We start from the raw sequence: 25,183 nt of genomic DNA, 5'->3' as shown, positions 1-25,183 counted from the left end.
ATTGAAAATTGATGCTAATTGTGGAGAAACTAGGAGCGCGCCGGACGGCGGCGGCGCTTTTTACGAGCCGGAGCTTTGGCTAAGAGCTCTTTAGCCTGTTCCTCAGTTATCTCTTCCGGTTTCATCTCTTTTGGTACGCGAGCGTTCTTCTTCCCGTCTGTTACGTATGGACCATAACGGCCATCAAGCACCCGGATACCGTTGAAAGTTGCGATTTCGGTCTTGCGAGCCTTCTCTAGCTTCTCGGCGATTAGCCGTCTAGCCGTAGCCTCATCGATACTAAATGGGTCACCGGCATCGCCGATAGCAGCGTAGGTCGAGCCGACCTTGACATAGGGGCCAAACCGGCCGAAGTTGGTAGTGATTTCTTCTCCGTCTTCGGTCTTTCCTACCGTGCGGGGTAGAGCAAACAGCTCCAGCGCCTCATCTAGAGTAATCTCATGCAGCTTCCTACCTGGTGGGATGGGTGCGAACTTGGGCTTCTCCTCTTCGTCTTCTGCATGACCGAGCTGTAGCATCGGACCGTAGCGACCCATGCGGGCGATAATTGGTTTCTTGGTTTTCGGGTCGATGCCGACCTCACGCGCCCCACTCGCCTCTTCCCGACTGAGGTCTTCGGCGGCCTCGATACTTTTATGAAACGGGCCATAGAAATCAGCGATCATAGCGTTCCAGCGCTCTTTGCCATCAGCGATACGGTCGAACTCTTCTTCTACTTCCTTAGTGAAGTCATAGTCGACGATGCTAGCAAAGTTTTTAGTTAAGAAATCGTTTACTAGCAGCGCGATTTGGGTTGGCAAGAGCTTATTAGTGTCACGGCCATAGAGCACGGTTTCTTCTGTTTCTATCGGTTTGTTGTCAATGAGAGTGATTATCTTGATAGTTTGCTCTGTTCCCTCTACATCGCCCTTCTCTACGTAACCGCGCGTCTGGATCGTTGAGATTGTCGGGGCGTAGGTCGATGGTCGGCCGATACCCATCTCCTCTAAGGTACGGACGAGGGCTGCCTCATTGTATCGGGTCGGTCCGCGTTTGATGGTTTCACGAGCTTCAAGTGTAGTTAGCTCGAGTACATCGCTGGGTTCGACGCGGGGTAAAAGAGTGTCGGCTACCTTGCTGTCTTGGTAGACCTTTAAGAAACCGGCAAACTGCACCACCTCACCTTTAGCTATGAGACGTTCGGTGTGGTTTGAGCTCTTAATATGTATGCTTGTCTTCTCTAGTTGGGCCGGGGCCATCTGACTAGCTATGGTGCGAGCCCGGATCAGAGCATATAGCTTCTGCTGCTGGGCGTCACCCCCAGCTTCCTCGCGTTTGAAGTCAGTGGGACGGATAGCTTCGTGTGCTTCCTGGGCGCCGGCCTTAGCTTTGAAGGTTCGTGGCTGGTGATAATCTTTACCGTAAGTCTGCTCGATTAGTTTTGCGGCCTGGGCTGTAGCGCTGCTAGCCAGAGCTACACTATCGGTACGCATGTAGGTGATATGTCCTGCTTCGTACAGTCGTTGAGCTAGGGTCATAGTTTGGCGCACGCTAAAGCCGAGTTTGCGGGCGGCCGTTTGCTGCAGGCTAGACGTAGTAAACGGGGCTGCTGGATTACGGGTTGAAGGCTTGGTTTCGACCTCGTCGACGCTAAAGGTGGCGTCAACGGCCGCTTTCATGAACTGATTTGCCGCATCATAGGTGTCGAGTGCTTTTGGTAGTTCGGCGACGATCTCCCCCCCAGTTTGGATATTAAAGTGGGCGTTGATCTTAAAATTGTGTTCCGGTGTGTAGTTTTCGATCTCACGTTCACGTTCGACGATTAGACGTACGGCTACGGACTGGACACGGCCGGCGCTTAAACCTGGTCGGACTTTACGCCATAGTACTGGAGAGACCTCGTAGCCGACTAGACGGTCGAGTACCCGGCGGGCTTGCTGTGCATCTACTAGGTTCTGATCGACAGTGCGGGGGTTCTTGATCGCTTCCTGTACTGCCGTTTTAGTGATCTCGTGAAAGGCGATGCGTTTAACCTCTTTTTTGTCTAGGTCTAGTGCCTGCCATAAGTGCCAGGCGATGGCCTCTCCTTCTCGATCTTCATCGGTGGCGAGCCAGACAGTTTCGGCAGCTTTAACCTGTTTCTTCAGTTCGCTCACACGTTTTTTCTTATCTGGACTAATCTCGTAGGTTGGAGCAAAGTCGTTCTCGATGTCGATGCCGGTGCTTTTCTTCGGTAGGTCGCGGATGTGGCCGTAGCTAGAGGTGACGCTGAAATCGGGACCGAGGAATTTCTCGATGGTTTTGGCCTTAGCTGGCGACTCGACGATGACGATGTTTTTGCTCATATTGTAAAAGGTCCTTATCTATTACTTATTGATAGCCGGTACAGTCTGGCAGGGAATAAAATATTAAAAATGATAGCGAGCTCGCTCGAACCTGAAGTTGCGAGCTCTTATATATGTAACCCAGCCGAAACGTAATTGCAAATGCTTAGTTAGAAAAGCTGGGCCTGTTCCAGCTGTCCAGTTGCCGGCCGCTCATCGTCTCGACTGAGACGAATTAGGAAGTTGTAGATCTCGACCATGGCCAGAGTGTCGAGAGCGCAGTACTGCAGTAGGTTGTCGTAGGTCTTGGCGCTACCACGATCGTTGAAGACCGCATCATACCAGACGGCTTGGGCACTACCACCGTCCTGCACGTTTAGTGTCTTGTAGCTCAGCTTCGGCGCTAGTACTGGCAAGACATTCTTAATCGAGGCCGAGCCGACGAAACGCTTATCGACGTACCAGCCGCTAGAGAACGGGATCATCAGGTCGCGAATGCGGCCGTTAACGGCCGCTAGCCACTCGGAGTACTCGGGGCAAAATTCACCCATCCGGGCGTTCATCCCTTTCTCAAAGTTCTGGTACCAGACCAATATACTGCCTAGCCCATCTAAGTCCTGTTGTAGCTGCTCTAGCAGTTTAGGTACCGGAAACTCGGTACTAGTGGAGAGATACTCAAAGTGTTTGAGCTCGGCCGTCGGACTATCGAGCTTATGCAAGGAGTACTGAAAAGGTACATCCTGGTATGGCTTGGTGCCGGGATAAAGCGGTACGGCGTGAGAGATCGTTTCGTAATCTAAGAACCAGAGCGGAAACTCGAGCTTATTCAGGAAGTTCGCGATCTCGGAATGGTTTATACTTGACTCCATCTGCCAGGCCTTGATCTGGCTCTGCTGACGGGCGTTGAAACCATCATAGCGTTCGATTTCGGTTAGACTTTCGACTCCAAGCTGCTGTAGTCGGGCCAGATCTTCCGGTTTAAGCTGAGCTAGTCGCAGGGGATGGTCAGCAGCTAACTCTGGGTTGAGGTGAAAGTAGAGTGGTAGCCAGACACCTAAGTTGCCTGCGTGACTCGGGTCAAGATCGGGACAACTGTTGCGTTCTAGCGTGGCCAGCGCTGCCGGTATCTGCCGCTCTACACCAGGGATTCGGGCCATAACGGCCTCGCTAACACATTCCTGCCGTACCAGTCGTTCCGGCTCTAGTTTCTCTCCACGAGCATATTCCCGATCGACGTAGAGCACGTAAACCTCTTCAATGGTGATGCCGGCTTCGGCCCAAGTGACGGCTTGGAAAGCAAGATCGGTTAAATGGTCATCCTTGACCCGGGTCGAGCTTTTCACCTCGTACAAGTCCCAGACCTCCCCCCGTCTTTTTAAGATATCGCTTTTAACCAGTAGACCGCGCTCAGTGAAGGCAGTAGCTTGAAAGATAGTCTCCTCCCTAGCCTCCATTAAGGCGACAGTCTGGGCTTTGAGCTGGGCAAACTCCCAAGGTTTTGCATCAACCAACTTCCCTTCTGGGAATAGCTTCCGTGCTTCTGCTTCAAAGTCGTGGCCCTTACTAAACATAAATTCATCGGCCTGGGTGATGGGCGGTAAGCGTTTCTTCTCATGCTTCTCTAGCCAGAGATAGGCCGGGTGAATTAGCCAGTGCATGAAGTTCGATTTCGATAAGTAGGTCGGCATCATTACCAGTCAGTATAACAGTCATTGTTATCAATATATTAATCAAATTAATCGTCAATCCGCACATATTTTCTATAAAACAAGACTTGCATGTTCGGTTATTGTTCGTATATACTAAGACTAAGTTAATAGTAGTTAAATAAAGGGGGTTTCCTATGGCTCGCGCTCTTCAATATCACGATGTAATGTTAATGCCGCAGGTATCACCGGGACGTCTGCGTCGTTCTCGGGGCCGCTACTACCCAACCGGTACCCGCCAGTTGCAGGACGGTCGAGTCGAGGTGACCTTCAACCTCCCCCCTTCCGTGCTACGCCAGTGGCAGTCGGCTATCACCTCCGGTAAGCGTATCCGTCTCTTCGTGCCTAGATAGCCCTATCGGATATTTTCCACCCCTGTAATATGTTTGACAACGGCACTCTTATGTGTCAATATTGATGCGTTCGTAGTACCTTAAATAATGAAGGAGAACCGGTTGGCCCAGAAGAATATAGACTGTCTTGCTACGGCATACTTTCTATATTGCCCACCGTTGTAGATAGTCGGTGTCACCCCACCCACCCGCAAGGAGTGTTTGATGAAGGCATTCTTGTCCCTGTTCAGCTCACCGGAGAGTGTTCCGCTCGGGATTGCAATCGGTGGTGTATTGCTAGTGCTAGTGATGCACTACCTCTCATCAATACTGCCCCTCTCACGTTTTAACTCGTGGTTGGAGCGCAGGAGACAGCGCTCTCTTGAGGGCATCCAGCTCCAAGTGGAGGCTACCGAGTGGGAGGCGCAGCGACGTAGAGCTCAAGGTTAAACTTGAGCCTGAACAGTTCAGTGACATACTTCAGAGATATTTCTACCGAAGGATACATGATGTTGGCATGGTCACCCCCTCCCCTCCAGCCCTACTACCTCTACGTCACCGTTCCCGACTATGGGTCCAGCCTGCATGTACTGACCGTTTCCTCAGCGTTGATCGAGCGCGCTATGCGCGGGGAGGAAACGGCTGTCGAGGCAGTAACTCGTAAGTTGCTGGCCGCAGCTGTGCCATACAGGCGTCGTCGACGTATGATCGATCTCGATCGGGTCAAGGTCGAGTATCTAGGTCCTGTGCGTGCACCGGGTGTAGCAAGGAGGGTTCAGTGAGAGCTGTCTTAGCCCTCCTCCGTCAGCTACTAAGTCGGCCGAGCACGCATCAGCGTCGCTCACCGGAGCGGTTGGTGCATTACCACCATGACGGAAGGATACAGTGTGCGTACGTGCGGCTTCCTGAGCGCACTGCACTTCGTGCTTACGGGTTCAAGAGGGCTGACCCAGACGCGTTAGAGGAAGTATGCGAAGCGCTCAATAGGGTTCTTCCCCCTTCCATCTGCGTCACTGTTGATGATCTGGTCCTGTCTGCACCACTGCAAGCACCGGCTGTCGAAGACTCGGTCTGATGGTCGCACCGCAGATTCTCCTTCTCCCCGCTACGATCCACCCCGAGCCCTGGCTCGCCGGTTTATCGACCTCACGGTCGGTACTTCCTGCGTCCAGGGCTCTTTTCTTTGCTGTTTTTACCAACCACCCCCCTCACTAGCTTTAGTCCCTAATCTTCAAAAAGTGTCCGATCGGACACTTTTTGAAAGTAGCTTACAGAGTAGGTTTTGACATATTGAAAAACATATTTTATGAACAAGTCTAAGTGCAGTTGAGGTTAGAGGATGTTATCGATGGCCGCAGCTAGCTTCCGATCTCGCTCCGTTACCTGGCCGGCGTCGTGGCTGATTAAGGAAATAGTTAGTTTCGAGTAGTTGTGTAGGTGCAGATTAGGGTGATGGCGTTGCTCCTCGGCGATGTCAGCGATCTGCTGGATCAAGGTGATGGCGCCCAGAAAGTCGACCGTATCGACAGTCGTCTCTAGCCTACCCTCTTTTTCTACCCAGCGATCGGCGATGTTCATCCTCTTATTATACCAACCATGACGGGAACCTGCAGCCGGGCTCAGCGTAGGATAGAGTACCGCTTTACTAGTGGCTGTTTTTGCCACCAGGGGCCAAAGCCGAAGCGCTGAGAACCGTTGGTCACGGCGATCAGTGCTAGCATTAGGATGTAGATTAGGTGGTCGTCTAGGAAAGGATTGTTAGGTGGTGGCAGAGCGGCGAGATACATCAGGGCTAGTAGTAGACTGGCCGATATGGTGGCGACCCGGACGCCGATACCGAGGATAAGCGCTAGACCGATCAGAAGTAGTCCCATCATGAACAGCCAGTCGGCCCAGGTTGAGCCGGCCAGAGCGGCAAAGTTTTCGGCCAAGGGCCCGGAGGTGCCGTACTGCAAAAAGCCACTAGTTGGAGAGCCACCGTTGATCCAGGCCGAGGCACAGCCTTGGTTGACGATATCGGTAGCGCTATCGCGGCAAGTAGCGAATCCAAGCCCCCAGAGTTTGTCTAGAAAGCTCCAGAGAAATATCCAGCCCAGGCCGATACGGCTGGCGGCGATGAGATATAGAGCTTGAGGTGGAAACTGGTTTTTATTTAGTTTGATGCGTTTCATTTGCCGTCAGTATAGCAGAGGAGCATAAATAAGCATAGCCGCTATGTAAGAGTGCTACCATAGTAGTTATGAAGCAGTCCCAGGCGCTTGCCGTTATGAAGCTCGGTCACAATGTATTTTTAACCGGTGAACCCGGTGCCGGTAAGACCTATACTCTAAACCAGTTCATCGACTACGCCCGGGCTAACGACATTGGCATCGGTGTTACCGCCAGTACCGGCATCGCGGCCACTCACATCGGCGGTATGACGATTCACTCTTGGAGTGGCATCGGTATCCACGATGAGCTGAGCGAGGAGCAGATCAACCGCCTGGCCGCTCGGCCGCAGCTGAAGAGTCGTTTTAAGCGTACCCGTGTCCTGATCATCGATGAGATCTCCATGCTCGATGGCGCCCGGCTCGATCTCCTGAACCAGATCTGCAAGCAGGTTAAAAATAGTGATAAACCGTTCGGCGGGCTGCAGGTCATTCTTTGTGGTGACCTTTTCCAGCTCCCCCCTATCACCCGTTATGGCGATAGTATCGATTTTGCCCACACTTCTGAGGCTTGGGACGAGCTCAATCTCAAGGTTTGCTATCTCAGTGAGCAGCACCGCCAGGACGAGGACGCTACCATGCTAGAGCTGCTACGCGGTATCCGTCGTGGGGAGGTCGATGATTCTCTGCAGGAGCTACTCCAGGCCCGGCTGGAAGAGGTCACGGACGACCCTGATATGACGCGTCTCTACTCGCACAATCTCGATGTCGATAAGCTGAACGCAGCTCGCCTGCAGCAGCTAGAGAATGAATCACATACCTATACTATGACTTCTAGTGGTAGTAAAACCTTCATCGAATCGCTACAGAAAAGCTGCTTAGCTCCGGAAGTGCTCGAACTCAAGGTCGGCGCTCAAGTACTCTGTGTAGCCAACAGTCCCAGTCTCGGCTTCGTCAACGGCTCCCGGGCTGAGGTGGTCGGTTTCGAGGACGGCAAGCCGGTCATTCGCCTAGCTACCAGCCGCACCATCACGCTCGAGCGGCATACCTGGAAGATCGAGGATAACGACCGGGTACTAGCCGAAGTCAGCCAGTACCCCCTCCGCCTCGCCTGGGCCATCACGGTGCATAAGAGTCAGGGCATGAGTTTAGATAGCGCCGAAATCGATCTCTCCCGCGCTTTTACGCCTGGCATGGGCTACGTCGCCCTTTCGCGCCTGCGTCGTCTCGACGGATTATTCTTACGCGGCGTTAACCGCACCGCTCTGCAGATAAGTCCCGACATCGCCGAGTTCGATGCTATCCTGCGCCGCCAGACAGAGCAGGTCATCGCTCAGCTTGACACCATGGAAGGGGCTAAGCTCGATGAGTTACAGGCCCACATTCGGACCAATCTTGCGTCTGATTACGCAGAGTATGACCGCGAACTATTTACAGTGCTTAAGGAGTGGCGCACTACTCAAGCTGCAACGCTGCGAGTACCAGCCTACGTCGTGTTTGATGATAAGACACTTATTGCCTTAGCGGCTGAGCGACCTGCGACCGTAGCTCAACTGATGAACGTACCCGGAATCGGGCCGAAGCGGGCCGAGAACTACGGACCAGCCGTACTGGATATCATTAATCGTCACGCCGGCAAACTGTTCTAGCTTGCTATAATCGAATCACTCATGATTGAGGGTTAGAGTGTGTAGTGAACGCCTCTGCCTTGGCCCTGCTTCTTGATCTTTCCCTCTCGGGCTAGCTCACTTAAATAGCGGGTGGCCGTAGCCGAGGAGACACCAAACATGTCTTCCACCTCACGACTCTTAATCTGCCCATTCATATCGATACAGTCGATGATCTGTTGTTTGCGCTTCGTCTTAGCCTGCGTTCGCTGGTGGTTAGCAGCTACTTCGTAGTGTTTCTCCTGGGTGTCGGGATTACGGATGGTCCGCTGCTGTTTGAGGGGTCGCTTCAGCGTCCAAGCGATGATAAAGCCGGAGCCGAAGGCGAGAGCGAAGCTGAGTAGATCCATATAATTAATTCCGCTTTTTAGTTACTGCTACTCCCTATACTACAGCAGAGACCCGGTCTGTCGTAACCCGTATTACGCTTAATTATAATCCTTGTCTTAGTAGCCGCTCTATATCTTTCAATTTACTAATCCCGAATAAGGAAAAGACCCCCGATCTGGGGGGTCTTTTCGATGTAACTGATCTAGAAGTAACTAGACGCTGGCGTTGTCGCTGTTCTTGGCGAACACACCGGTGAAAAGTACGTATAGTGCGGATAGACCGACTAATGCGTATACCGTGCGAGCTAGGCCTGAGCCTTCAGTGAAGAGCTCGTCGACGAGGTTGTACTCGAAGAAACCGACGAGGCCCCAGTTAAGACCACCTATTACTACTAAGACGAGGGCGATTGTGCTTACTACACCTTTGTTCATAGCGCTTACTCCTATTACTTTATACCCTAAACATAAGCCTTTTATGTAATTTTGTCAACACCTTAAGCACTCGCTAAAGGCATTATCTACGTTTTATACTACTGCAAACGGCGGTTAAGCGCCCACTGGCGGAAGCCGGCGGCCAGCGTTAGCAAGACCACGATATTGAGCAGTACTCCCCACTCGCCATTAAACAGAGCCGCCAGCAGTCCGATCGGTACTACGCCCACACCTAGGATGAGGAGCCCGAGGATGACGGCCAGCACACCCCAGTGCTGCAGGGTGATGATGAAGGCCAGCATCCAAGCGGTGATGCCGTAGAGGAAAGAGCTGGCATAGGTCAGCCGGATAGCCCGAGTTCGCCAGGCCGGTAGGCGGCTGAGTGGGATGAGCACTAGAGTAATTATCAGTAGGGGCACCACGCTGGCTAGTAAGAGTGGTAGGAGCTGTTCGCTGAGATAGCCGGCGCCTAAGATGAAGGCTATGAGAAGGATTGCCGGTAGTAAGAGCAGCAGTACTCCACCGATTAGGTAGCGGCGTAGGGACTTAGGCGAGCGAGCCGGACCATGAGGCCGACCACCCCGCCGCATCGGTACACTACCGACCAGCTCCCCTTCTATCGCTTCATCTCGGTCTAGCTCATCTCGATTCATGCCTTCAGTATAGCAGTGCCTGCGCCACACTCGGCGGATGTAGTACAATAGCTCTAACATGTACAAGGTCAGTAATCACTCGACTAGAAACAAGATCCTCCTTACGATCCTGGTTCTAGGTGTGCTCGCAGGCCTAGCCTACGGCTCCTGGTACTTCTACGATCGCTCTCAAACCCGCCAAGCTGAGGAAGCAGCCGCCCAGGCAGCCGAGGAAGTGGCTGAGGACGTAGTAGAGGTCAAGCAAGAGACCTATTCTTCCCGCGAACCGGCCTTAGAGTTCACTTATCCTAATAACTGGGCCGTCGCCGAGGATGAGGAGGCCGGTACGATCCTGGTTCGCTCCCCCGCCCTTAGCTTTCAGACGGTGGATGGAGCTAGTGTGGACGGACACTTTAAGATCTACCTGCGTCAAGGTGCCCGCGAGCAGGACCGAGCATATATCGGCCGTGGTATCGCTGCTAGGGCTTCTGAGACGCTGACCTACACCGAGCCGACCGAGAACCAGCGTGAGGAGACTAGTATCTCCTTTTTTGGGTTGGACTCTAGTGATAATTTCGCCTACTTCTTCATCGCTGGTAATTTCGTCCTCGAACCCGGACAGTCGCTCGGTGGCGAATACGGTGCCGATGAGGACACTTACATTATCGGAGGCGGTTACTCCTCGCCTGATTTAGCCGATGACCTGGCTGTTCACTCTGTGCCGCTTGATAGCTTTGACGAGACGGATGAGTACGCGACCGCACTCGATATAATCCGCTCGATCCGGATCGGGCGGTTTTAGAGGCTTCACTTTGCTGGAGCAGTTAAGATTATAGCGGGACGACGGATTGCTACGTGTCTATACAGGGTATCCAGATATAATTCTGAGATAGTACATATCGATTCAGCGTACGACATATTTATAGTCTGATGAGCTGATATTCCCTCGTAATGTATCGGCTGCTTGCCAGAGTTGTCTTTCTAGTGCTTGAATATCCATGCTAATCCTTCTTAGCTACTTTCATCTGCAAATAGGGCGATGTATGCGCTATAGATGAATAACCTATTTCTGCTGAAACCAGTTATCTCTTTCAGTATACCGATCTTTTCCATCTCTGCGACAAGAGTGTTAGCTGCTTGTGGAGTCATACCTACCACTTTTGCTGCTTCATTAACCGATATAATAGGTACCTTATAGAGGTGTTCGATTAATTTACCGGCTTTAGGCGCTCGTCGACCAAGCTTTAGGATCTCCTGGCTATTCGTATGACGAAGCTGCATGATAGCTTGTAGAGTATTGACTGCTTTCTCCGCTGTCTCGCTTACTCCTACGAGAAAGAACTTCAGCCAATGCTCAAGATCGTTATGGCTCCTGACCCTACTAAGGGCATCATAGTACTCTTCTCTGTGTTGCTCGAAGAACTGAGATATATATAGTATGGGCCTGTGCAGTAGCTTCTTATCTATTAGATACAAGATAATGAGCAGTCGACCAAGTCTACCGTTACCATCGAGGTATGGGTGTATAGTCTCAAACTGGTAGTGAGCGATCCCTGCTTTTATCAACAGTGGTAGAGTTAGGTCGTCCGTATTGAGAAAGTTTTCCAAATCAGTTAGTAGCTCCGGGATGTGTTCGCTAGCCGGTGGGATAAAACGTGCATCTTTAAGGGTAGCGCCACCGATCCAGTTCTGTGAGCTGCGAATCTTACCCGGCTGCTTACTAGAGCCTCTTACTTCTTGGAGAAGTATGCTATGTGTTTGGTTAAGGAGTCTAGTTACGATTGGCAGCTTGTCTAGATTATCGATGGCGAATTTCATGGCCAGTATATAGTTTTGCACCTCATGCCAGTCACTTCTACGTTCTGGGGCAATATCTTCCTCACGCATGAGTGCTTCATCTATGTTAGTTTGGGTACCTTCTATTTTATTTGAGGCTGTGGCCTCTTTCGTTTCGTGCATGCGAATGAAGAAATCAATATCAGGAACAAACCGTGCATATGCATTTAGTTCACCTAGTTTGTGGGTCGCCTCTTCTAGAAGCCGAGCTAACTTAGGGTCTTTCGGGTCAAAGGTTATAGGGGCTGGGCTCGGAAGGAAATATGAGTATTCATAGCCCTTGTCAGCATGGGCTTTTCGAGTAGTACCGGCAATATATTCATTATTCTTAGCCATACAAGCATTTTACCTACAAATTACACATATGTAAAGTAGATAGCTAAACTTTTAGTATGAATATACTTATTAAAACTTGTATCGTTAACTTTACATATGCATATTCATGCTAAAATCCTACCATTAGGCTTGTATGCTTACTGTTCGTGATAACGATATGATCAATTACTATTATTCCTAGTAACTGGCCGCATGCTTTTAAGCGAGTCGTTACTTCTAAGTCTGCCTTGCTCGGTTCGAGGCTGCCACCTGGATGGTTGTGAGCCACGATTATGCCAGCTGCTCGATCGGTGATGGCATCGGCAAAGACTTCCCTTGGGTGGACGAGACTGTTCGTAAGAGTGCCGATAGCGATAGTGCGCTTCTCTATCAATCGATTTGCGCCATCTAGTGTCATAACGATTAAGTACTCTTGTTTCTTGTCGCGAATATCAGATAACTGCTCCGCTGCTTTTTCCGGCGAGTCGATGATGGGTCGATCGTCATCGACTAGATAGCGCTTTGAAAGCTCGATCGATGCGAGTATCTCAGTGACCTTGGCTGTTCCTAAACCGGTTACCTGCTTTAGTTGATTGTAGGATATGTCAGAGCCGTGCTTACGTAGAAGTTTCTTTACTTCTCTGGCTATACTAGATACGTCAGTGTATTTATTGCCGCTTCCAATTAGAGCCTGTAAGAGCTCAAGGTCCGATAGGGCTTTAGGGCCTTTGAGCGCTAGTTTCTCCCGCGGTCGATCAAGCTTATCTAGCTCCTTGATACGCTTCATACTTATCTATAATTATAGCATTAGCGTGCTAAACGCTTCTTGCCTAGCCGGTAGTTAGCCTCTTCCCACAACGATGGTCTGACTCGGTATCCAGTATATTTGCAAGTAACTCGGTACCAACTGTCAGAGCATGAGATATTTCGTTAATCGGTGGTTACTAAGTTAGTTGAGAACTGGCTACTATGCAATGCAGTATTGCCTACTAGCCATATCTCTGTTCTATAAAAGCTACTCTAATTCAAAAAAAGAGCGCGGAAAAATGGTCAGGGCTCATGGTGCGCGGCGGGGAGGGTGCTTGGGACTGAGCGTTTCGGCTCATTTGCACCACTTCCCCGCCGGGTGCTAGGGCTAGCTGCCCTAGCTTCGACCGCGCATCTTGGTTCGTAGGTCACGATCATGCTCGCTCTTGCTCGCATGTGGCGTGCTGCAGTTGTGTGAGCGACAGACGCCTGGGACCTTGCTGGAGCTCGACTTGGGCCGGGATCGCTCAGATTGCCGGTTCGGCATTCTGGAGAGGGACCGGAAGGTCCTTTCAGCTACGACAATTGCCTGGCGTAGCTGCTCCACCTTCCTCAGCTCGCCAACGAGTGGATCCTCGCAGCCGTCAAAGATGGCTGCACGCGCTTGAGCGGGGATCTTTGCGAAATCTGGCGCGTCGTAGAATCTCCAGGCCTCTTTCACCAGATCGTCGTATTCACGCTGAGCGGTGATTTGAAGCTGTGCAACCTCCTCGAAGAGGTTGACGAGCAGATCCGGACGGTCGGCAGCCACTGCGGCTCGGAGTCGTTGCACCACCTTCTCGTGGTGCTTCGCTCCGATCCAGATGATGGCGTCGCTCGCCAGTTTAGCGTAGCTGACGTCGAATAGGTCATCGAGAGCGTGGACCCTTTCGTGCACGGAGTGCACGATGATGCCCTTCTGGCGAATGATCGTAGAGGCCCGTGCGATGGCCGGGCTGATCATTATGCTGTTCATCGTGCTCTCCTTATGCAATCCCATAAGTCACGGTGACTCACGGTGACATAGGTGCATTTAACGTACCTATATCACCGTGAGTCAGACCATTTTTCCGTTATCAAATAGCGAACCCCCTCCTAGATAGAGAAAATTCTTGTCTATAATAGCATAATTATGGCATTTGTCAATGCAGAATAATGTGATATAGCTTAAGAAGACACATTTTTATAATCTGGTTAATGGCGGTTTAGTCCTCTACTTGGTATTCCGTCAGGACCCATTGGTAAGGGTTACAGTCGCTGAAGCGGATCCAGGTGGGAGTGATGAGGATATGGCACTGCTCTTTGACGTTACGAAATGGGGCTGAGGCAGGGAGTTTGGCGTAATGCCGCTCAGCGTAAGGCTCGAACTCTGCATCGCTGAGTTTGCGAGCTATGCCTTCGAGTTGGACAGTGTAACGTTGTTCGGGTGAAGTAACAGTAAAGGAGAGGCGGCCGTCACGAGCGATGTTTGCGGCTTTGCGTGAAGTCTCACTTGTGCCTATGATCAGCTCGCAGTCCTCTGTCTCGGAAAAAGCTACTGTCGCTCCCTGGGGTTGACCGGTCTCATCCAGGGTAGCGATCACACCCAGTGTCTGAGTGTGGAGCCACTCAATGATTTCCTGCTTATCGGGCCGGTAGCCGGTATCAGTGTTATCTAATTCTTGAATTTTCATAGCATCCTCTTCTATATTCGACCTAGATTATAGCAAAGGTTTAACTCCGATTGAGACAAAGTATGCTAGAGTTGAGCCACTATGGAGCTCCCTATTAGCCGTTATAACCTCGAAGACCCTGATGTTCTGGAGGCCGTCGATACCGAGGCACGGTTAGTTCATGGAGACACACCTATTAATAATCTAATAAATAGTACATTATCCGAGCTGCCTTCTGATCAAGATATTGGTGGGCTGCCAGAGTTTGAGGACGATGGAGCAGTAGCCGCTAGTCGTCTAACGGCAGCCCGGAAGATAGTTCTACTAACCATGGTTAGCGCTGGTAGTGTGGTGGTCGCCCGCGCCATAGTGCGCCATGTGCGCGAGCAAAAGCATAAAGAGACGGAATAGTGGATAAAAGTGACGGGCGGCGCGCTCCTCTCAGTTGAGAATAGTTGAGCGCGCCGCCAGGACCGATCTAGTGCCAGGTCTGTCCGTTTGGTTTCCACATCCAGATGGAGAGATCAACTATGCCGATCTCCTCGAACCACGGGTCGAGACAGCGCTCGATGAGGGTCCGGGTCGGACGGTGGTCCCACTCGTCTTGCGAGAGGCAGAGGTGCCGGACTCGCTCTAGGGACTGCTCGAGGCAGTCGGAGTGAGTGGTCGCCTCGGTAAAGGCACGACGGCCTTCCAGGCGGTACTCCTCCGAGTCGTTCTCGAACCCCTCCAGCTGGGCTATGATTGCCTCGAACGGTTCAATCATGATGACCGGTCCGTACGGTCCGAGCTTCTGGCTAAGTGCGACCGTAGCCGGCTGACTGTCCAGCACGGCACGGCTGACGATGGCAAGGTGCATCGCGTAGACCCCTTGAATAGGTCGGCTAGGCTATCACGGGTATGCGATAACAGCTGTTATTTTGCTCTATCAGACTCGCACTATCAAGCATAAGTACGTTAAATAAATTGCCGTAGCTCGTTAGGCCTTAGCTTAGCGTGATTCTTTTTTATATATATCTGCTATTACCCTGTCCCAATCGACGTTCTCGTCTGCCTCACCCTGCATCCGGGCCAGGTCTTCTTTACTTTCACGTTGGGCAGCTTGATCTTCGAGTCGGTAGGCTAGCTGTAGTACAAAGCCGAAGCCATGCTGTAAGTAGTGGTGGTCGGCTCCTTCTGGAGCGATCTGGTCTTCCAGGCTTTCCAGCCAGGTGTGATATGCACTCGCTCGATCATAGCCATGCCCGCCTAGCTCCCAGATGCTTCTAGCCAATGCTTGATAACGCTCTAGCTCACTAGTAAAGCCCTCAGTCGGCTCGATCAGGTCGATCGGGTATTCTGCGATTCGTTCCGAGTAGCCGCCACCAAGGAGCTCCTCCACTAGGCGCCAGCCCAGTAGGCCGCCGCGGTAGAAGGCATCGTTTACGGCTACCGGCTCCCTCTCCGGTGGGACCAAGCCGCCGTAGTTAATCAGGCGCGCCGCTTCATCGAGAATCTCGTGGGCTTCGGTACCGAAGATCCGGCCTTCCTGGACATCTAGGTAATCGATGATATCGTCCCAGTAGAGGATCAACTCGTTATCTATGGCCCTGATGTGGTCCTGGGCCGTCTTTGGGACTTGGTTAGGATTCAACTCTTCCATATCACAATATTATATAATGGAAATTACTATCAGTCTATGAGGTAGAGGCGGGCCTGGCAGTGACAATCTGCTTCACAATGCTGACACTGCCAGTCCTCTGCTTGATAAGCTGTCGTCCAGAAGTTAGCTATCTCCCCTACCATCCGGCCGCCGTTAGCTTCCAGCGCGCCAGCCAGCGGACAACTGTCCCTGTGGACTTGGGCGAAAGTCACGCTCTGCGTTACACCCGCGGCCTGCAGCCAGCGGAGCCCACTCTGGATAAGAGTGGTGCCTAAACCCTGGCCTTGGTGACTCGGGTCTACGGCGACCTGGTCGATCAGCCCTACCCTGCCCTCTACTGCGCCGAGCAGCTGCGACAGTTCGGCCTGAGCGTCGGGGTCGATATTCAGCTGGGCTAAGAGAGCGACTAATGATTCGTAGTGTGAGAGTGTGATCGCGCCGACTATTTCTTCGGACTGATGCACGACTAAGCACTGTCGGGCTGAGGTGGGTAGTAAGTACGGCTCGGCAGTACCGCCGAGGGTGCGGGTGAAGAGATCGGTGATTTGAGCCTGATCAGGACCTCGGGCCGGCTGAGGGGTGGAGTAACGCATAGCCTTAATCATAGCACTCTAGGGCATAAGGCTTAGGCTTGCAAAGTTGCGTAGTAGTGCGTAAGTATTAAGGGATTATGGAATATCGTCCAACTGAATGCGAGTATGATGCCTCAAAGTATCATGCAGCGGCATATATAACTTATGCCGACGGCTTGATTCTAGAAGATGCCGAACGGGTGGTGGCGGCCGGCCATGAGCTAGCCGAGGCCGATACACCGTTTCGAGGCGACCTACTCATGACAGGCAAATTGGATAAAGTATTTTATGAGGATCCGGACGCTTATAGACGGCTGAGTGTTACCTTCTTACGGGCCTATGCCTACGCTAGCGTACCTGTGGAGCCAGGTGTAGTGCGACTGCTGAGTCAACGGGCTGGCATAGATGAGCCGAGTCTGCGTAAGTTACTCCTTCCGACTCATACGCTTATCTGTGGTCAGATTGATCAATATGGTAAGACAGGCTTGAGTAAGTGGGATAAGGCTGTGCTGACTTTGCGTGGATTGGATGCGATTATCGATTGTGGCTTATCACGCTTTACCGACCGACTGTATCGTCACGTCGTTGAACGTAAGATGCCACCACGTTAGTTACTAATCCACTTCCCACCACCGAGGCTGCGCACCTTCCCGGATAGCTCTAGTAGGGTGATGACTTGGTTGAAGCGGGCTGGCTCCCATTCTAATCGCTGCAGCAGCTCATCGCCGTCGCTCACCCCCTCGGCTAGGAGCGCTAGTACGGCTGCTTCATCGGGGCTACTGCCGGAGGGCGCCAGCGACGGATTAGCAGTAGTAGCTAGATCGAGCGCCGTCAGGATGTCGCCAGCGCTAGTTACCGGTGTGGCGCCGGCCTTGATGAGATTGTTCGTACCGGCACTTAAAGGGCTAGTGATGTTCCCGGGTACGGCCATTACCTCCCGATTTTGCTCCAGAGCAAAGGTGGCCGTAATCAGCGAGCCACTACGCTCGGCCGCTTCGGTTATGACTACGCCCAGCGTTAGACCGGAGATGATACGATTGCGGACGGCAAAGTTCTGTTTGAGTGGCGGCATACCACTATCATATTCGCTGATTATGACGCCCTTTTGCCGGAGAATACGGATACCCAGTTGTCGGTTCGTGGCTGGGTAGAGTCGGTCCAGACCGCAGGCCATGATGGCGATAGTATAGCCGCCCGCCTCTAGGGCTGCCCGGTGAGCGATGGCGTCACAACCGAGGGCTAAGCCGCTGACGATGCCGATACCCGTTTGAGCTAGGTCCCCACTCAATCGAGCGGTGATCTCCCGTCCATAACGGGTTGGCTTACGCGTGCCGACTATAGCGACTAGAGGCAAATCAGTACGTAGTTCCCCGCAAACGTAGAGCTGCTTGGGCGGATGGGCGATCTCGCGTAACAGCTGAGGATAGGCTGATGAACGGCGGGTGATGGTTGAGATAGTCATTTGTTAATACAATAGTATTGACAAAGATACAAATAAATGATAAAAATAAACGGTGAGAGTGTTTAACACTCTTAAGCACCTCCTATTACTATACGACATTGCCTAGTTACTTTCATGCTTTTAGCGTGATTTACCCTCCAGCGTAACTGGGCACTGTCATTTCCCTTTAATTCACGAGAAGTTAGTGTCGCAACTTACTCTTACGAATTGAAGGGATGTGCAAGGCCACTCGCTTATACCCCACCCTAAGCCGAGTGGCCTTGCTCGTTTTAGGGGTCTACTAGCCTATACTAGCTCGTCTGGCTCGTCCTCTTCCGGCTCGTATTTATGAGTTTCTTTCAGTAGCACGCCACTTTCGGCGAAGCTGGCGATGATGGGGTTACTCAGCTCAAATATCTCTGGTAGGAGTTTATTTTCAGCCTTGGAGAAGGACTGCAATACGAACTCTTCTGCGGGCTGTTTGGAGGTAAATTCGTTTGCAATACCGATGCGCAGACGGGCGAAGTTATCGCTCTTTAGGTGATTAATGATGGATTTGATGCCGTTATGTCCAGCGTGTTGCCCTCCGCCGCGACTGCGGATGGTGCCGAATGGCAGCGCAAGCTCATCGTAGATGATAAGTATGTCCTCGACCGGAATGTCGTAAAACTCGCTGATTTTACGTACGGCCAGTCCGCTGCGGTTCATCATGGTTAGTGGTTTGATAAAGATGGTGTCTTGCTTTTTCGCCAGTTCGGCCTCGAACTTAGTTTTGTGCTCAAAACGGACCTGTTTTTTCTGAGTATAGTGATTCAGTGCCATCACGCCGGCGTTGTGCCGGGTGTTAGCGTAACGGTTGCCGGCGTTGCCGAGCCCTACTATTAATTTCATACTGCCTCTTCCTTTTTACTACTACGCCATTGAAAACGAACTGGGGTGCCGGTGAAGTCATAGCGGTCTCGGAGCTGAGCTTCGAGAAACCGTTTATAAGACCAGTGCAGAAACGGCGTATGGGTGCCGAAGACGGTAAAGGTCGGTGGGGCGACCTCGGTCTGGGTGATGTATTTCAGTTTAGGGTGGCGGTTCTTCAATCCGGCCGGTGGGTGGGCGCTCATGGCGTCGCGGAGGTAGGTATTAAGCTCACTGGTGGTCAGTTTGCGCTGACGGTTAGCTTGGATGGTGCTAGCTAGCTCGATGATCTTAAAAACGTTGTGCCGGGTAGTGGCGGAGGTCATAACTAATGGTGCCCACCAGACGAACTGGAACCGTCGTTGGTACTCGAGTTCAAGCCGACGGACATCGGCATCGCTGCGTTCGGTCAAGTCCCACTTGTTAATCGCGATTAACATACCCTTACCAGCCTCTTTGATCATGCCGGCGATGCGTTGGTCCTGCCCGGTAGCCGGCTCGTTAGCGTCGGTTACTAGCACGCAGACATCACTATCATTGATGGCGCGGAGCGTGCGCAGGGTCGAGTATTGTTCGATGTCGTGGGCGCGTTTGCCAATCTTACGTATACCGGCCGTATCGAGCAGTCGCCAGGGCAGTCCTTCATGGACGATGTCGATATCGTTAACGTCACGGGTGGTGCCACCTTCATTAGCTACGATAGCCCGGTCTTCACCGGCTAGGACGTTGAGTAGACTGGATTTACCTACGTTCGGCCGACCGACGATAGCTATAGCTGGCGGGAGCTCTGCATCTACGCGGACTTTGGGGACGTGGGCGATGATGGCATCAAGCAAATCACCGCTGCCGGTACCGTGAATGGCCGAAACCGGCACCACTTGTTTAGCTGGAAGTTTGTCGAACTCGACCTGAGGGTGTTTACGATCGGATTTGTTAGCCGCTACGATGATCGGCTTACCGCTTTTATAGGCGTCTTTGATGATACGGTTGTCACTGTCGGATAAGATAGTGCTGGCGTCGATCACGATTAGAATCACGTCAGCTTGGGAGCGGGCTACCTCGAGCTGGGCCTGCATCGAGGCCTCTAGCTCGTTCTCAGCTGCCTCTAGTCCGGCTGTATCAATTAACCAAAAATCTCGTCCACCCCACTCTACAATGGCTTGAACGCGGTCGCGAGTAGTGCCGGCTGTATCGGAGACAACAGCTTTACGTTCGCCGAGCAGGCGATTGAATAGGCTGGATTTGCCAACGTTGGGACGGCCCACGATGGTTACGATGGGAAGGTTTTTACTCATATACGCTCTATTGTAACAGATAACACCTATTGACATTACCTGACGATATTATTTTAATATAAAATATTGGTTCTGTAGCTCAGCCAGGTAGAGCGCTGTGCATTGAATTGGTGAGGATAGGTTAGGGTCGGCGCCGGCCGTAGCCTATCAAGCGCAAGCTACTCACCTGCATCTGTGCAGAGGACGTGGGTTCGAGTCCCACCAGGACCACTCAATTCCTGTCCGTATGGAGAGGTGGTCCCGCCAGCGGCGGGATATCATTGAAGCACCTTCACAAGGAGAGCCGTATGGCTTCCATCGAAAGACTTCCCCTCACGGACGGACCTTCTCGAGACGGACTGTGTGATGCGCTGAAGTATGCCTTTGATGAGCAGAACCCGCATACAGTGGTGTTCTGCGTCGCCGACTGCCATCGCGAGGCAGTCATCACTGGCCTTAGGCATTGGGATGGTGACAGCATTAGGCATTGGGATGGTGACGACCTTAGGGTTAACGCCTTTGAGTTCGTCGGCCGCATCGAGGACAAGAGCGTGGAGGGAGTATTTCCTCTGCACATGAATGGCTTGTTCGACTATCGTTCACGCAGGGGTTATATCCAGGTGAGCTCGTGCTCCATCGGATTCCCGGCTAGGCACTGAGCGGTCGTAGAGCCAAGGAGCGCACGATGGCCCGCTGTACTGGCTGCAACGGCACTAAGAAGTGCCCGGACTGCCGTGGTCAGGGCGACAGGAGAGGTGCCGGAGGCTTGTCGAGCTGGGGCTGCACTACCTGTGATCGTTCTGGCAAATGCCAAGACTGCTGCGGTTCTGGCAAACGCTAGGACATAGCTACTCTCCACCGTACGGATGTCGATCTATCGACAGACACCAGCCGGTACGATAACCCGGCCCACCGACCACGGTAACTTTCAGTACTTGATCGCTCTGCGATCTCGTCACCGAAAGCCTACCGTGGTTTTTCTTTATGAAATATTAATCATTCTCTCAGTAATAATTTGTAATGAATTTGTTTGCGATCGTCAAAAAAATTGTTACAAACTTCATCTTTGCTCCTATCTTAAGCCATAATAATTTTGTACTTTTTTACTCACGATCGTAAGTAAAAAAGTACAGTTTACTAATCTCGGACACTGGGTAAGATGTGATGGAGATCGGTGTGGGCTAGAGTTTGAGTTCGCGCCAGCTGCCCTCAGATAGGTCATCGAGTTTGTGGGTGCCGAAGGCGGTGCGAAAGAGGTCGATCACCGCGTAACCTAAGCTAGAGAAAGTGCGGCGGATCTGGCGATTGCGCCCTTCCTGCATAGTGATGCGGTAAGCTTTAGCATTACCCTCTAACGATTCAATCTCTAGTCGGCTCACTCCATCGTTGAGTTCGACACCGATCTTGATTTGGAACAGATCCGTGTCTTCTAGCTCGCGGTCGAGCATCACTTCATAGACTTTGGATTTAGCGTGCTTGGGGTGGGTTAGCTCCTGCGCTAGCTGGCCGTCAGTAGTTAGTAGTAGGAGTCCGCGACTGTCTTTATCTAGTCGACCTATTGGTTTCAGGGTATGTAGGTGGGACGGAAGGAGCTCGTATATGGTCGGATCACTCCCCTGCTGACGGCGACTACAGACGTAACCGGCAGGTTTGTGGAACGCGATCGTCAAGTGCTCGCTAAGGGTGACTGCTTCGTCGTCTAGGCTGACCCTATCGTCAGGTTCGACCTGTTGGCCGAGACTAGCTGTAGTAGCATTAACTTTAACGCGGCCAGTCACAATCATCTCATCGGCTTGACGGCGAGAGCTACCGGTGGCATGGGCGAGGTATCGGTTTAATCGCACGGGTTATTGTTGGTTAGGATTCTTCTTCTGCATCTGCGAGTCGATGTGGGCAATCTCATCTGCGGTGGAGCCTAGAGCTTGGGGTGAGATGGGAGGATCGGCTGGCGTATCATTACTGGCGACATCATCCGTGGTCGCTTGATCTACCGGAGTAGCTGGTGTAGCCCCATCAGGTGTGGGAGTAGTAGCCGGCGTATCGTCACCTGGTAACCGTCCGCTAGCAGTGGTGACGATGGTGGGTGAATCATCGGCTGCTTCGTCCATCTCCCCCTCTTCGATCATGCTCTTTACGGTAGAGACGACATCCTCTAGCGTGATCTGGGATTTAATTAGATATTTGTTCGCCCCTAGCTTTTCACCCCGCTCTCGATCAGTTTGCTGGGATAAGGCGGAAAGCATGATGACCTTAGTGGTCTCCGTTTCCGGCGTGGAACGCAGAATGTCGAGCACGTCGAAACCGCTGATTTTCGGCATCATGACATCGAGGACGATCAGACTGGGTTTTTCGGAAACGGCTTTGGATAGGGCTTCTTCTCCGTCGGAGGCAGTGATTAAATCGTAACCCTCAGCGCTGAGCCGAGCCGCATAGATTTCTCGGAGGTTAATGTCATCTTCGACGAGTAGTACTTTAGTCATTTAATCCCATTCTACGTATTTGTTGTATTTGGTGCAACTGTTTCCCCTGGCTCTTGGGGTTTCGGCACGCCTTTACGGGCTTTTTCTAACTTAGCCTTGATCTCTTGGGCCTGAGCGTAGGTAAGACGGGGCAAGGAGAAGTAAAAGTCACTGCCCTTCCCTTCCTCGCTCTCGACCCAGATGTGGCCGTTGTAGAGCTCGATGATGGTGCGACAGAGATAGAGACCGAGGCCAGTACCGCCGATTTCCCGAGTGGCCGAGCTGTCGATACGGTAGAACTTCTGAAAAAGGTGCGGAATCTCATCCTTGGGAATACCTATACCTTGGTCGTGCACACCGACGGTGATCTGACGGTCATCGCCACCTATAGAAATGTTGACTTGACCTTCCGGTGTGAACTTGATGGCGTTATCAACCAGGTTAATGAAGACTTCGCGGATTCGTTCGGGATCGGCGTTGATGTAGAAAAGCGGTAGAACGTCGTTGTCGGCCTTGATGTTACCGGTTTCGTGACTTGATTTTAGTTTGAGTTCTATATTCTTCTGCTCCGCCTTGAAGTTAAGTTCATCGATAGCGGTCTTAATCAGCTTGCCCAGCTCGAATGGCTCTGGGTGGTTAGCTAGGCGACCGTCTTCCAGCTTAGTGACTGAGAGTAAGTCCTGGAAAAGTTTGCCGAGGTGCTGGGTCGAGGCGTGGGCCTTTTCGATGTACATGCGAGCCTTATCGTCCACTTGGGCTACCTTATCGTTCATGGCTAGGGCTAGGAAGCCCTCAATAGCAGCTACCGGGGTGCGCATCTCATGCGAGGCGGTAGAGATAAACTCGTCCCGTTGTCGAGCGGCTGCTTTTTCGGCACTGATGTCGTGGAAGACGCCGATAGCACCAGTGACTTGGGAGCTGCCACTAAATATAGGTGAGGCTACCAGGGAGAGGTGGATCTTGCGTTGATTACGATTAAGTAACATTAGATTGGTACGGCGGACACTGGATTTAGAGCTCATAACCTTGTGGAAGGGGTCATCCTCATCGGTTAGCTGTTTACCAGCCTCATCTTCAAGGATGAGAACGCTGCGGTAGTTGACGCCGATAGCTTCATCTTGTGGCCAGCCGGTGATAACACAAGCCGGCCCGTTGAAGAGCTGAATCTCACCATCCAGACTAATGACTACTACCCCATCACCTATGCTCTTAAGTAGAATCTCCGATTTAATCTGTTCAACATTGAGCTTCTCGGACAGTTGATTTACCTGGTGGTCCTTACTCTCGGCCGCCGGGTGGTTACGCCATAGCCAGAGGCCCAAGCCCCCGGCTATCCAGCTGGCTATTAGGTAGGCGGCATGGTGATGCAGGTAGCCGAGCCAGTCGTTAGACAGTAGAGTGGCCACGATGAAGTAGCTGGCAGTTATGCCGGTGTAGGCGTACATAACTTCGGCGCCTAGAGCGGCTGAGATGAGAATGATGAAGATCCAAAAGACGAAATAGGCCGACTGGAACCCACCGGTCACCAGTACGAGGATTAGGATGTTAAGACTGAAGAAGATTAGGTCAGCTACGGTAGCGCTCAGGGTCGAGTGCCCGTTTAACCAACTACGCAACAGAATGAAATAGACAACGTGGAGGCCAGCTATAGCTAGGTTAAGTGGCGAGGTACCGAGTAGCTCACCGGGACCAAGTACTTGGGCATAAAACAGTACAAGGTAGAGCAGGATGATCAGGCAGCTGCCGCAAAACAGTGCTAATTGGAGCTTCTGATAGTTACTACGGATACGGGCCATATGTTCCTGATGGTTATGCTTAGAAACTAGTATATAGCATCGAGTGGTACAGGCCACTATTTTGGGCGCGCCCTACCCTTCTTTGTTTCACTTTGCGGCGGTTAGGATAATTAGTTACAATAAGTAGCGCTCGGACAGACAAATACTATATGGCCCCGTCGTCTAGTGGTCCAGGATACTTGGTTCTCATCCAAGAGATCGCGGGTTCGAATCCCGCCGGGGTCACCAATAAAAATACTCATCCTTGCGATGAGTATTTTTATTGGTAGCTTCCGATAGGAAGTATTCGAACCCGTTATTTTGCGAAGCAAAATGGGTACGTAAGGAGTGAGTAACGCAGAAGCCTGCTTCGAGTAACGGAGCGACACAATAGCGGAGCGCTATCCCGCCGGGGTCACCACGTCAGACTAAATTTACAGTTTCCCCTAAAACAGTTGAAGTTGTTTTACTTCCAGATTAGGGTACATAAGGGAATGTTTCAGAGTCTTTTTGTTGTAGTTAGGCTTACTATACGGCATCAGGGTCAAGTATAAGCTGTATTACCCTATCGCTTGTCCTATAGACGATCTACTTCCCCAGTATTTTCCCCATCAGCTCCACTAGCTTACTGGGGGTGACATCGGCTTTGATAAGGTAGCCGTCGGCTTTGGCCTCGAGTGCCCGGCGTGAATCTTCACTCTGGGCGAGGTTGGTTAGAACGACAATCTTGGTATTTTCTAAATCGGCTTCATCCTTGCGTAGTTTTTCTAAGACCTCGATGCCCAGCATCTCCGGCATCATGATGTCGAGCAGGATAAGGTCATATTTGCCGCTTTGAGCCTTCTTCAGCCCCTCTAATCCGTCGGTAGCCGACTCGACAGAGTAACCGTGCTTCTCCATCACATGTGTATACATATCAATCATGAACGGGTCGTCTTCGATGAATAGTACGCTGTGTGTGGTGTCTGCCATAG

At 51.8% G+C, this 25,183-nt stretch carries 29 protein-coding genes and 2 tRNA genes; 9 read left to right on the top strand and 22 right to left on the bottom strand.

The genetic code is table 11. The features are described from left to right. Positions 1–29: 29 nt before the first annotated feature. Complete coding sequence (topA, locus tag WD467_00710; GenBank protein ID MEX2452420.1) at positions 30–2,324, bottom strand: type I DNA topoisomerase; 2,295 nt, start codon at positions 2,322–2,324, stop codon at positions 30–32. A gap of 149 nt (positions 2,325–2,473) precedes the next feature. Then, entirely contained in the window at positions 2,474–3,994 is a 1,521-nt protein-coding gene (locus tag WD467_00705; GenBank protein ID MEX2452419.1) for a DUF2779 domain-containing protein, read from the bottom strand. 152 nt (positions 3,995–4,146) lie between these two features. Here WD467_00705 and WD467_00700 point away from each other — a divergent pair, with 152 nt between their 5' ends. From WD467_00700 to WD467_00690, 3 genes are all read left to right on the top strand, one after another. Continuing rightward, on the top strand, positions 4,147–4,362 hold the full coding sequence (locus WD467_00700) for a hypothetical protein (GenBank protein ID MEX2452418.1): 216 nt from the start codon (positions 4,147–4,149) through the stop codon (positions 4,360–4,362). Between the two features lie 204 nt (positions 4,363–4,566). After that, entirely contained in the window at positions 4,567–4,791 is a 225-nt protein-coding gene (locus WD467_00695) for a hypothetical protein (protein ID MEX2452417.1), read from the top strand. A 20-nt stretch (positions 4,792–4,811) separates the two neighbouring features. Next, positions 4,812–5,123: a hypothetical protein gene (locus WD467_00690; GenBank protein ID MEX2452416.1), complete on the top strand. Its 312-nt coding sequence runs from the start codon at positions 4,812–4,814 to the stop codon at positions 5,121–5,123. Between the two features lie 550 nt (positions 5,124–5,673). Here WD467_00690 and WD467_00685 read toward each other — a convergent pair. Together WD467_00685 and WD467_00680 are read right to left on the bottom strand one after the other, a co-directional pair. Then, positions 5,674–5,919 (bottom strand): 4a-hydroxytetrahydrobiopterin dehydratase, encoded by a 246-nt coding sequence (locus tag WD467_00685; GenBank protein ID MEX2452415.1) that lies wholly within the window; start codon positions 5,917–5,919, stop codon positions 5,674–5,676. A 41-nt stretch (positions 5,920–5,960) separates the two neighbouring features. Further along, a complete protein-coding gene (locus WD467_00680; GenBank protein ID MEX2452414.1) occupies positions 5,961–6,512 on the bottom strand; it encodes a hypothetical protein in 552 nt (183 codons plus the stop codon). A gap of 68 nt (positions 6,513–6,580) precedes the next feature. Between WD467_00680 and WD467_00675 the strand changes: the two genes are divergently transcribed. Continuing rightward, positions 6,581–8,137 carry an HRDC domain-containing protein gene (locus WD467_00675; protein MEX2452413.1) on the top strand — a complete coding sequence of 519 codons (1,557 nt, stop codon included), beginning with the start codon at positions 6,581–6,583 and terminating at the stop codon, positions 8,135–8,137. A gap of 32 nt (positions 8,138–8,169) precedes the next feature. Here the strand turns inward: WD467_00675 and WD467_00670 are convergent, their stop codons facing one another. From WD467_00670 to WD467_00660, 3 genes are all read right to left on the bottom strand, one after another. After that, the gene (locus tag WD467_00670) at positions 8,170–8,505 is read right to left on the bottom strand and encodes a FaeA/PapI family transcriptional regulator (protein ID MEX2452412.1); all 336 of its coding nucleotides are present in this window, start codon (positions 8,503–8,505) and stop codon (positions 8,170–8,172) included. 192 nt (positions 8,506–8,697) lie between these two features. Next, positions 8,698–8,916 carry a DUF378 domain-containing protein gene (locus WD467_00665; protein MEX2452411.1) on the bottom strand — a complete coding sequence of 73 codons (219 nt, stop codon included), beginning with the start codon at positions 8,914–8,916 and terminating at the stop codon, positions 8,698–8,700. Positions 8,917–9,014: 98 nt separating this feature from the next. Next, a complete protein-coding gene (locus tag WD467_00660) occupies positions 9,015–9,569 on the bottom strand; it encodes a hypothetical protein (GenBank protein ID MEX2452410.1) in 555 nt (184 codons plus the stop codon). Between the two features lie 58 nt (positions 9,570–9,627). Here WD467_00660 and WD467_00655 point away from each other — a divergent pair, with 58 nt between their 5' ends. After that, on the top strand, positions 9,628–10,350 hold the full coding sequence (locus tag WD467_00655; GenBank protein MEX2452409.1) for a hypothetical protein: 723 nt from the start codon (positions 9,628–9,630) through the stop codon (positions 10,348–10,350). Between the two features lie 209 nt (positions 10,351–10,559). Here the strand turns inward: WD467_00655 and WD467_00650 are convergent, their stop codons facing one another. The 4 genes from WD467_00650 to WD467_00635 all read right to left on the bottom strand — a co-directional run bounded on the left by WD467_00650 (position 10,560) and on the right by WD467_00635 (position 14,158). Further along, complete coding sequence (locus WD467_00650) at positions 10,560–11,720, bottom strand: Fic family protein (GenBank protein ID MEX2452408.1); 1,161 nt, start codon at positions 11,718–11,720, stop codon at positions 10,560–10,562. Between the two features lie 109 nt (positions 11,721–11,829). Beyond that, on the bottom strand, positions 11,830–12,486 hold the full coding sequence (gene radC, locus WD467_00645) for a DNA repair protein RadC (protein MEX2452407.1): 657 nt from the start codon (positions 12,484–12,486) through the stop codon (positions 11,830–11,832). Positions 12,487–12,843: 357 nt separating this feature from the next. Continuing rightward, positions 12,844–13,461, bottom strand: a complete 618-nt coding sequence (locus WD467_00640; protein MEX2452406.1) for a hypothetical protein — start codon at positions 13,459–13,461, stop codon at positions 12,844–12,846. Positions 13,462–13,690: 229 nt separating this feature from the next. Beyond that, on the bottom strand, positions 13,691–14,158 hold the full coding sequence (locus WD467_00635; protein ID MEX2452405.1) for a pyridoxamine 5'-phosphate oxidase family protein: 468 nt from the start codon (positions 14,156–14,158) through the stop codon (positions 13,691–13,693). 81 nt (positions 14,159–14,239) lie between these two features. Here WD467_00635 and WD467_00630 point away from each other — a divergent pair, with 81 nt between their 5' ends. Then, positions 14,240–14,548 (top strand): hypothetical protein, encoded by a 309-nt coding sequence (locus WD467_00630; protein MEX2452404.1) that lies wholly within the window; start codon positions 14,240–14,242, stop codon positions 14,546–14,548. A gap of 67 nt (positions 14,549–14,615) precedes the next feature. Here WD467_00630 and WD467_00625 read toward each other — a convergent pair whose 3' ends face one another. From WD467_00625 to WD467_00615, 3 genes are all read right to left on the bottom strand, one after another. Continuing rightward, positions 14,616–14,996, bottom strand: coding sequence for a hypothetical protein (locus WD467_00625; protein ID MEX2452403.1), 381 nt, complete (start codon positions 14,994–14,996; stop codon positions 14,616–14,618). Positions 14,997–15,128: 132 nt separating this feature from the next. Further along, complete coding sequence (locus tag WD467_00620; protein ID MEX2452402.1) at positions 15,129–15,779, bottom strand: hypothetical protein; 651 nt, start codon at positions 15,777–15,779, stop codon at positions 15,129–15,131. A 29-nt stretch (positions 15,780–15,808) separates the two neighbouring features. Further along, positions 15,809–16,384 (bottom strand): GNAT family N-acetyltransferase, encoded by a 576-nt coding sequence (locus WD467_00615; protein MEX2452401.1) that lies wholly within the window; start codon positions 16,382–16,384, stop codon positions 15,809–15,811. Between the two features lie 65 nt (positions 16,385–16,449). On the opposite strand from WD467_00615, the gene WD467_00610 reads away from it, so the two are divergent. Further along, positions 16,450–16,962 carry a hypothetical protein gene (locus WD467_00610; GenBank protein MEX2452400.1) on the top strand — a complete coding sequence of 171 codons (513 nt, stop codon included), beginning with the start codon at positions 16,450–16,452 and terminating at the stop codon, positions 16,960–16,962. Here the strand turns inward: WD467_00610 and dprA are convergent. The 3 genes from dprA to der form a co-directional block, all read right to left on the bottom strand. Next, the gene (gene dprA / locus WD467_00605; GenBank protein MEX2452399.1) at positions 16,959–17,813 is read right to left on the bottom strand and encodes a DNA-processing protein DprA; all 855 of its coding nucleotides are present in this window, start codon (positions 17,811–17,813) and stop codon (positions 16,959–16,961) included. The two genes, WD467_00610 and dprA, sit on opposite strands and share 4 nt — an antisense overlap. A 285-nt stretch (positions 17,814–18,098) precedes the next feature. Continuing rightward, positions 18,099–18,683, bottom strand: coding sequence for an aminoacyl-tRNA hydrolase (pth, locus tag WD467_00600; protein MEX2452398.1), 585 nt, complete (start codon positions 18,681–18,683; stop codon positions 18,099–18,101). Continuing rightward, the gene (gene der, locus WD467_00595; GenBank protein ID MEX2452397.1) at positions 18,680–19,996 is read right to left on the bottom strand and encodes a ribosome biogenesis GTPase Der; all 1,317 of its coding nucleotides are present in this window, start codon (positions 19,994–19,996) and stop codon (positions 18,680–18,682) included. The genes pth and der overlap by 4 nt, the downstream gene beginning before the upstream one ends. Before the next feature lie 68 nt (positions 19,997–20,064). Here der and WD467_00590 point away from each other — a divergent pair. Then, a tRNA-OTHER gene (locus tag WD467_00590) sits at positions 20,065–20,206 on the top strand. 47 nt (positions 20,207–20,253) lie between these two features. Here WD467_00590 and WD467_00585 read toward each other — a convergent pair. The 4 genes from WD467_00585 to WD467_00570 form a co-directional block, all read right to left on the bottom strand. Then, on the bottom strand, positions 20,254–20,550 hold the full coding sequence (locus WD467_00585) for a hypothetical protein (GenBank protein ID MEX2452396.1): 297 nt from the start codon (positions 20,548–20,550) through the stop codon (positions 20,254–20,256). 606 nt (positions 20,551–21,156) lie between these two features. Next, on the bottom strand, positions 21,157–21,819 hold the full coding sequence (locus WD467_00580) for a pseudouridine synthase (protein MEX2452395.1): 663 nt from the start codon (positions 21,817–21,819) through the stop codon (positions 21,157–21,159). A gap of 3 nt (positions 21,820–21,822) precedes the next feature. Next, positions 21,823–22,455 (bottom strand): response regulator, encoded by a 633-nt coding sequence (locus tag WD467_00575; GenBank protein ID MEX2452394.1) that lies wholly within the window; start codon positions 22,453–22,455, stop codon positions 21,823–21,825. Positions 22,456–22,466: 11 nt separating this feature from the next. Next, the gene (locus tag WD467_00570) at positions 22,467–24,230 is read right to left on the bottom strand and encodes an ATP-binding protein (protein MEX2452393.1); all 1,764 of its coding nucleotides are present in this window, start codon (positions 24,228–24,230) and stop codon (positions 22,467–22,469) included. A gap of 151 nt (positions 24,231–24,381) precedes the next feature. Here WD467_00570 and WD467_00565 point away from each other — a divergent pair. Further along, positions 24,382–24,458, top strand: a tRNA-Glu gene (locus tag WD467_00565). Positions 24,459–24,797: 339 nt separating this feature from the next. Here WD467_00565 and WD467_00560 read toward each other — a convergent pair. After that, positions 24,798–25,181, bottom strand: a complete 384-nt coding sequence (locus tag WD467_00560) for a response regulator (GenBank protein MEX2452392.1) — start codon at positions 25,179–25,181, stop codon at positions 24,798–24,800. Positions 25,182–25,183 lie beyond the last annotated feature (2 nt).

The sequence above is a fragment of the Candidatus Saccharimonadales bacterium genome (assembly GCA_040903985.1).
In the GTDB taxonomy this organism is placed as follows: Bacteria; Patescibacteriota; Saccharimonadia; order QS-5-54-17; family QS-5-54-17; genus JBBDUI01.
Note: the sequence above shows the minus strand (reverse complement) of the source record. Positions and strands in the feature narration are given on the sequence as shown.

Coding starts and splice junctions, on each gene's coding strand:
- WD467_00630 (MEX2452404.1), top strand. CDS start 14,240: ATGGAGCTCCCTATTAGCCGTTATAACCTCGAAGACCCTGATGTTCTG.
- WD467_00670 (MEX2452412.1), bottom strand. CDS start 8,505: ATGGATCTACTCAGCTTCGCTCTCGCCTTCGGCTCCGGCTTTATCATC.
- WD467_00695 (MEX2452417.1), top strand. CDS start 4,567: ATGAAGGCATTCTTGTCCCTGTTCAGCTCACCGGAGAGTGTTCCGCTC.
- der (MEX2452397.1), bottom strand. CDS start 19,996: ATGAGTAAAAACCTTCCCATCGTAACCATCGTGGGCCGTCCCAACGTT.
- WD467_00660 (MEX2452410.1), bottom strand. CDS start 9,569: ATGAATCGAGATGAGCTAGACCGAGATGAAGCGATAGAAGGGGAGCTG.
- radC (MEX2452407.1), bottom strand. CDS start 12,486: ATGAAGCGTATCAAGGAGCTAGATAAGCTTGATCGACCGCGGGAGAAA.
- WD467_00685 (MEX2452415.1), bottom strand. CDS start 5,919: ATGAACATCGCCGATCGCTGGGTAGAAAAAGAGGGTAGGCTAGAGACG.
- WD467_00620 (MEX2452402.1), bottom strand. CDS start 15,779: ATGGAAGAGTTGAATCCTAACCAAGTCCCAAAGACGGCCCAGGACCAC.
- WD467_00665 (MEX2452411.1), bottom strand. CDS start 8,916: ATGAACAAAGGTGTAGTAAGCACAATCGCCCTCGTCTTAGTAGTAATA.
- WD467_00650 (MEX2452408.1), bottom strand. CDS start 11,720: ATGGCTAAGAATAATGAATATATTGCCGGTACTACTCGAAAAGCCCAT.
- WD467_00635 (MEX2452405.1), bottom strand. CDS start 14,158: ATGAAAATTCAAGAATTAGATAACACTGATACCGGCTACCGGCCCGAT.
- WD467_00610 (MEX2452400.1), top strand. CDS start 16,450: ATGGAATATCGTCCAACTGAATGCGAGTATGATGCCTCAAAGTATCAT.
- WD467_00675 (MEX2452413.1), top strand. CDS start 6,581: ATGAAGCAGTCCCAGGCGCTTGCCGTTATGAAGCTCGGTCACAATGTA.
- dprA (MEX2452399.1), bottom strand. CDS start 17,813: ATGACTATCTCAACCATCACCCGCCGTTCATCAGCCTATCCTCAGCTG.
- WD467_00625 (MEX2452403.1), bottom strand. CDS start 14,996: ATGCACCTTGCCATCGTCAGCCGTGCCGTGCTGGACAGTCAGCCGGCT.
- WD467_00560 (MEX2452392.1), bottom strand. CDS start 25,181: ATGGCAGACACCACACACAGCGTACTATTCATCGAAGACGACCCGTTC.
- WD467_00705 (MEX2452419.1), bottom strand. CDS start 3,994: ATGATGCCGACCTACTTATCGAAATCGAACTTCATGCACTGGCTAATT.
- WD467_00575 (MEX2452394.1), bottom strand. CDS start 22,455: ATGACTAAAGTACTACTCGTCGAAGATGACATTAACCTCCGAGAAATC.
- WD467_00615 (MEX2452401.1), bottom strand. CDS start 16,384: ATGATTAAGGCTATGCGTTACTCCACCCCTCAGCCGGCCCGAGGTCCT.
- topA (MEX2452420.1), bottom strand. CDS start 2,324: ATGAGCAAAAACATCGTCATCGTCGAGTCGCCAGCTAAGGCCAAAACC.
- WD467_00640 (MEX2452406.1), bottom strand. CDS start 13,461: ATGAACAGCATAATGATCAGCCCGGCCATCGCACGGGCCTCTACGATC.
- WD467_00700 (MEX2452418.1), top strand. CDS start 4,147: ATGGCTCGCGCTCTTCAATATCACGATGTAATGTTAATGCCGCAGGTA.
- WD467_00570 (MEX2452393.1), bottom strand. CDS start 24,230: ATGGCCCGTATCCGTAGTAACTATCAGAAGCTCCAATTAGCACTGTTT.
- WD467_00680 (MEX2452414.1), bottom strand. CDS start 6,512: ATGAAACGCATCAAACTAAATAAAAACCAGTTTCCACCTCAAGCTCTA.
- WD467_00655 (MEX2452409.1), top strand. CDS start 9,628: ATGTACAAGGTCAGTAATCACTCGACTAGAAACAAGATCCTCCTTACG.
- pth (MEX2452398.1), bottom strand. CDS start 18,683: ATGAAATTAATAGTAGGGCTCGGCAACGCCGGCAACCGTTACGCTAAC.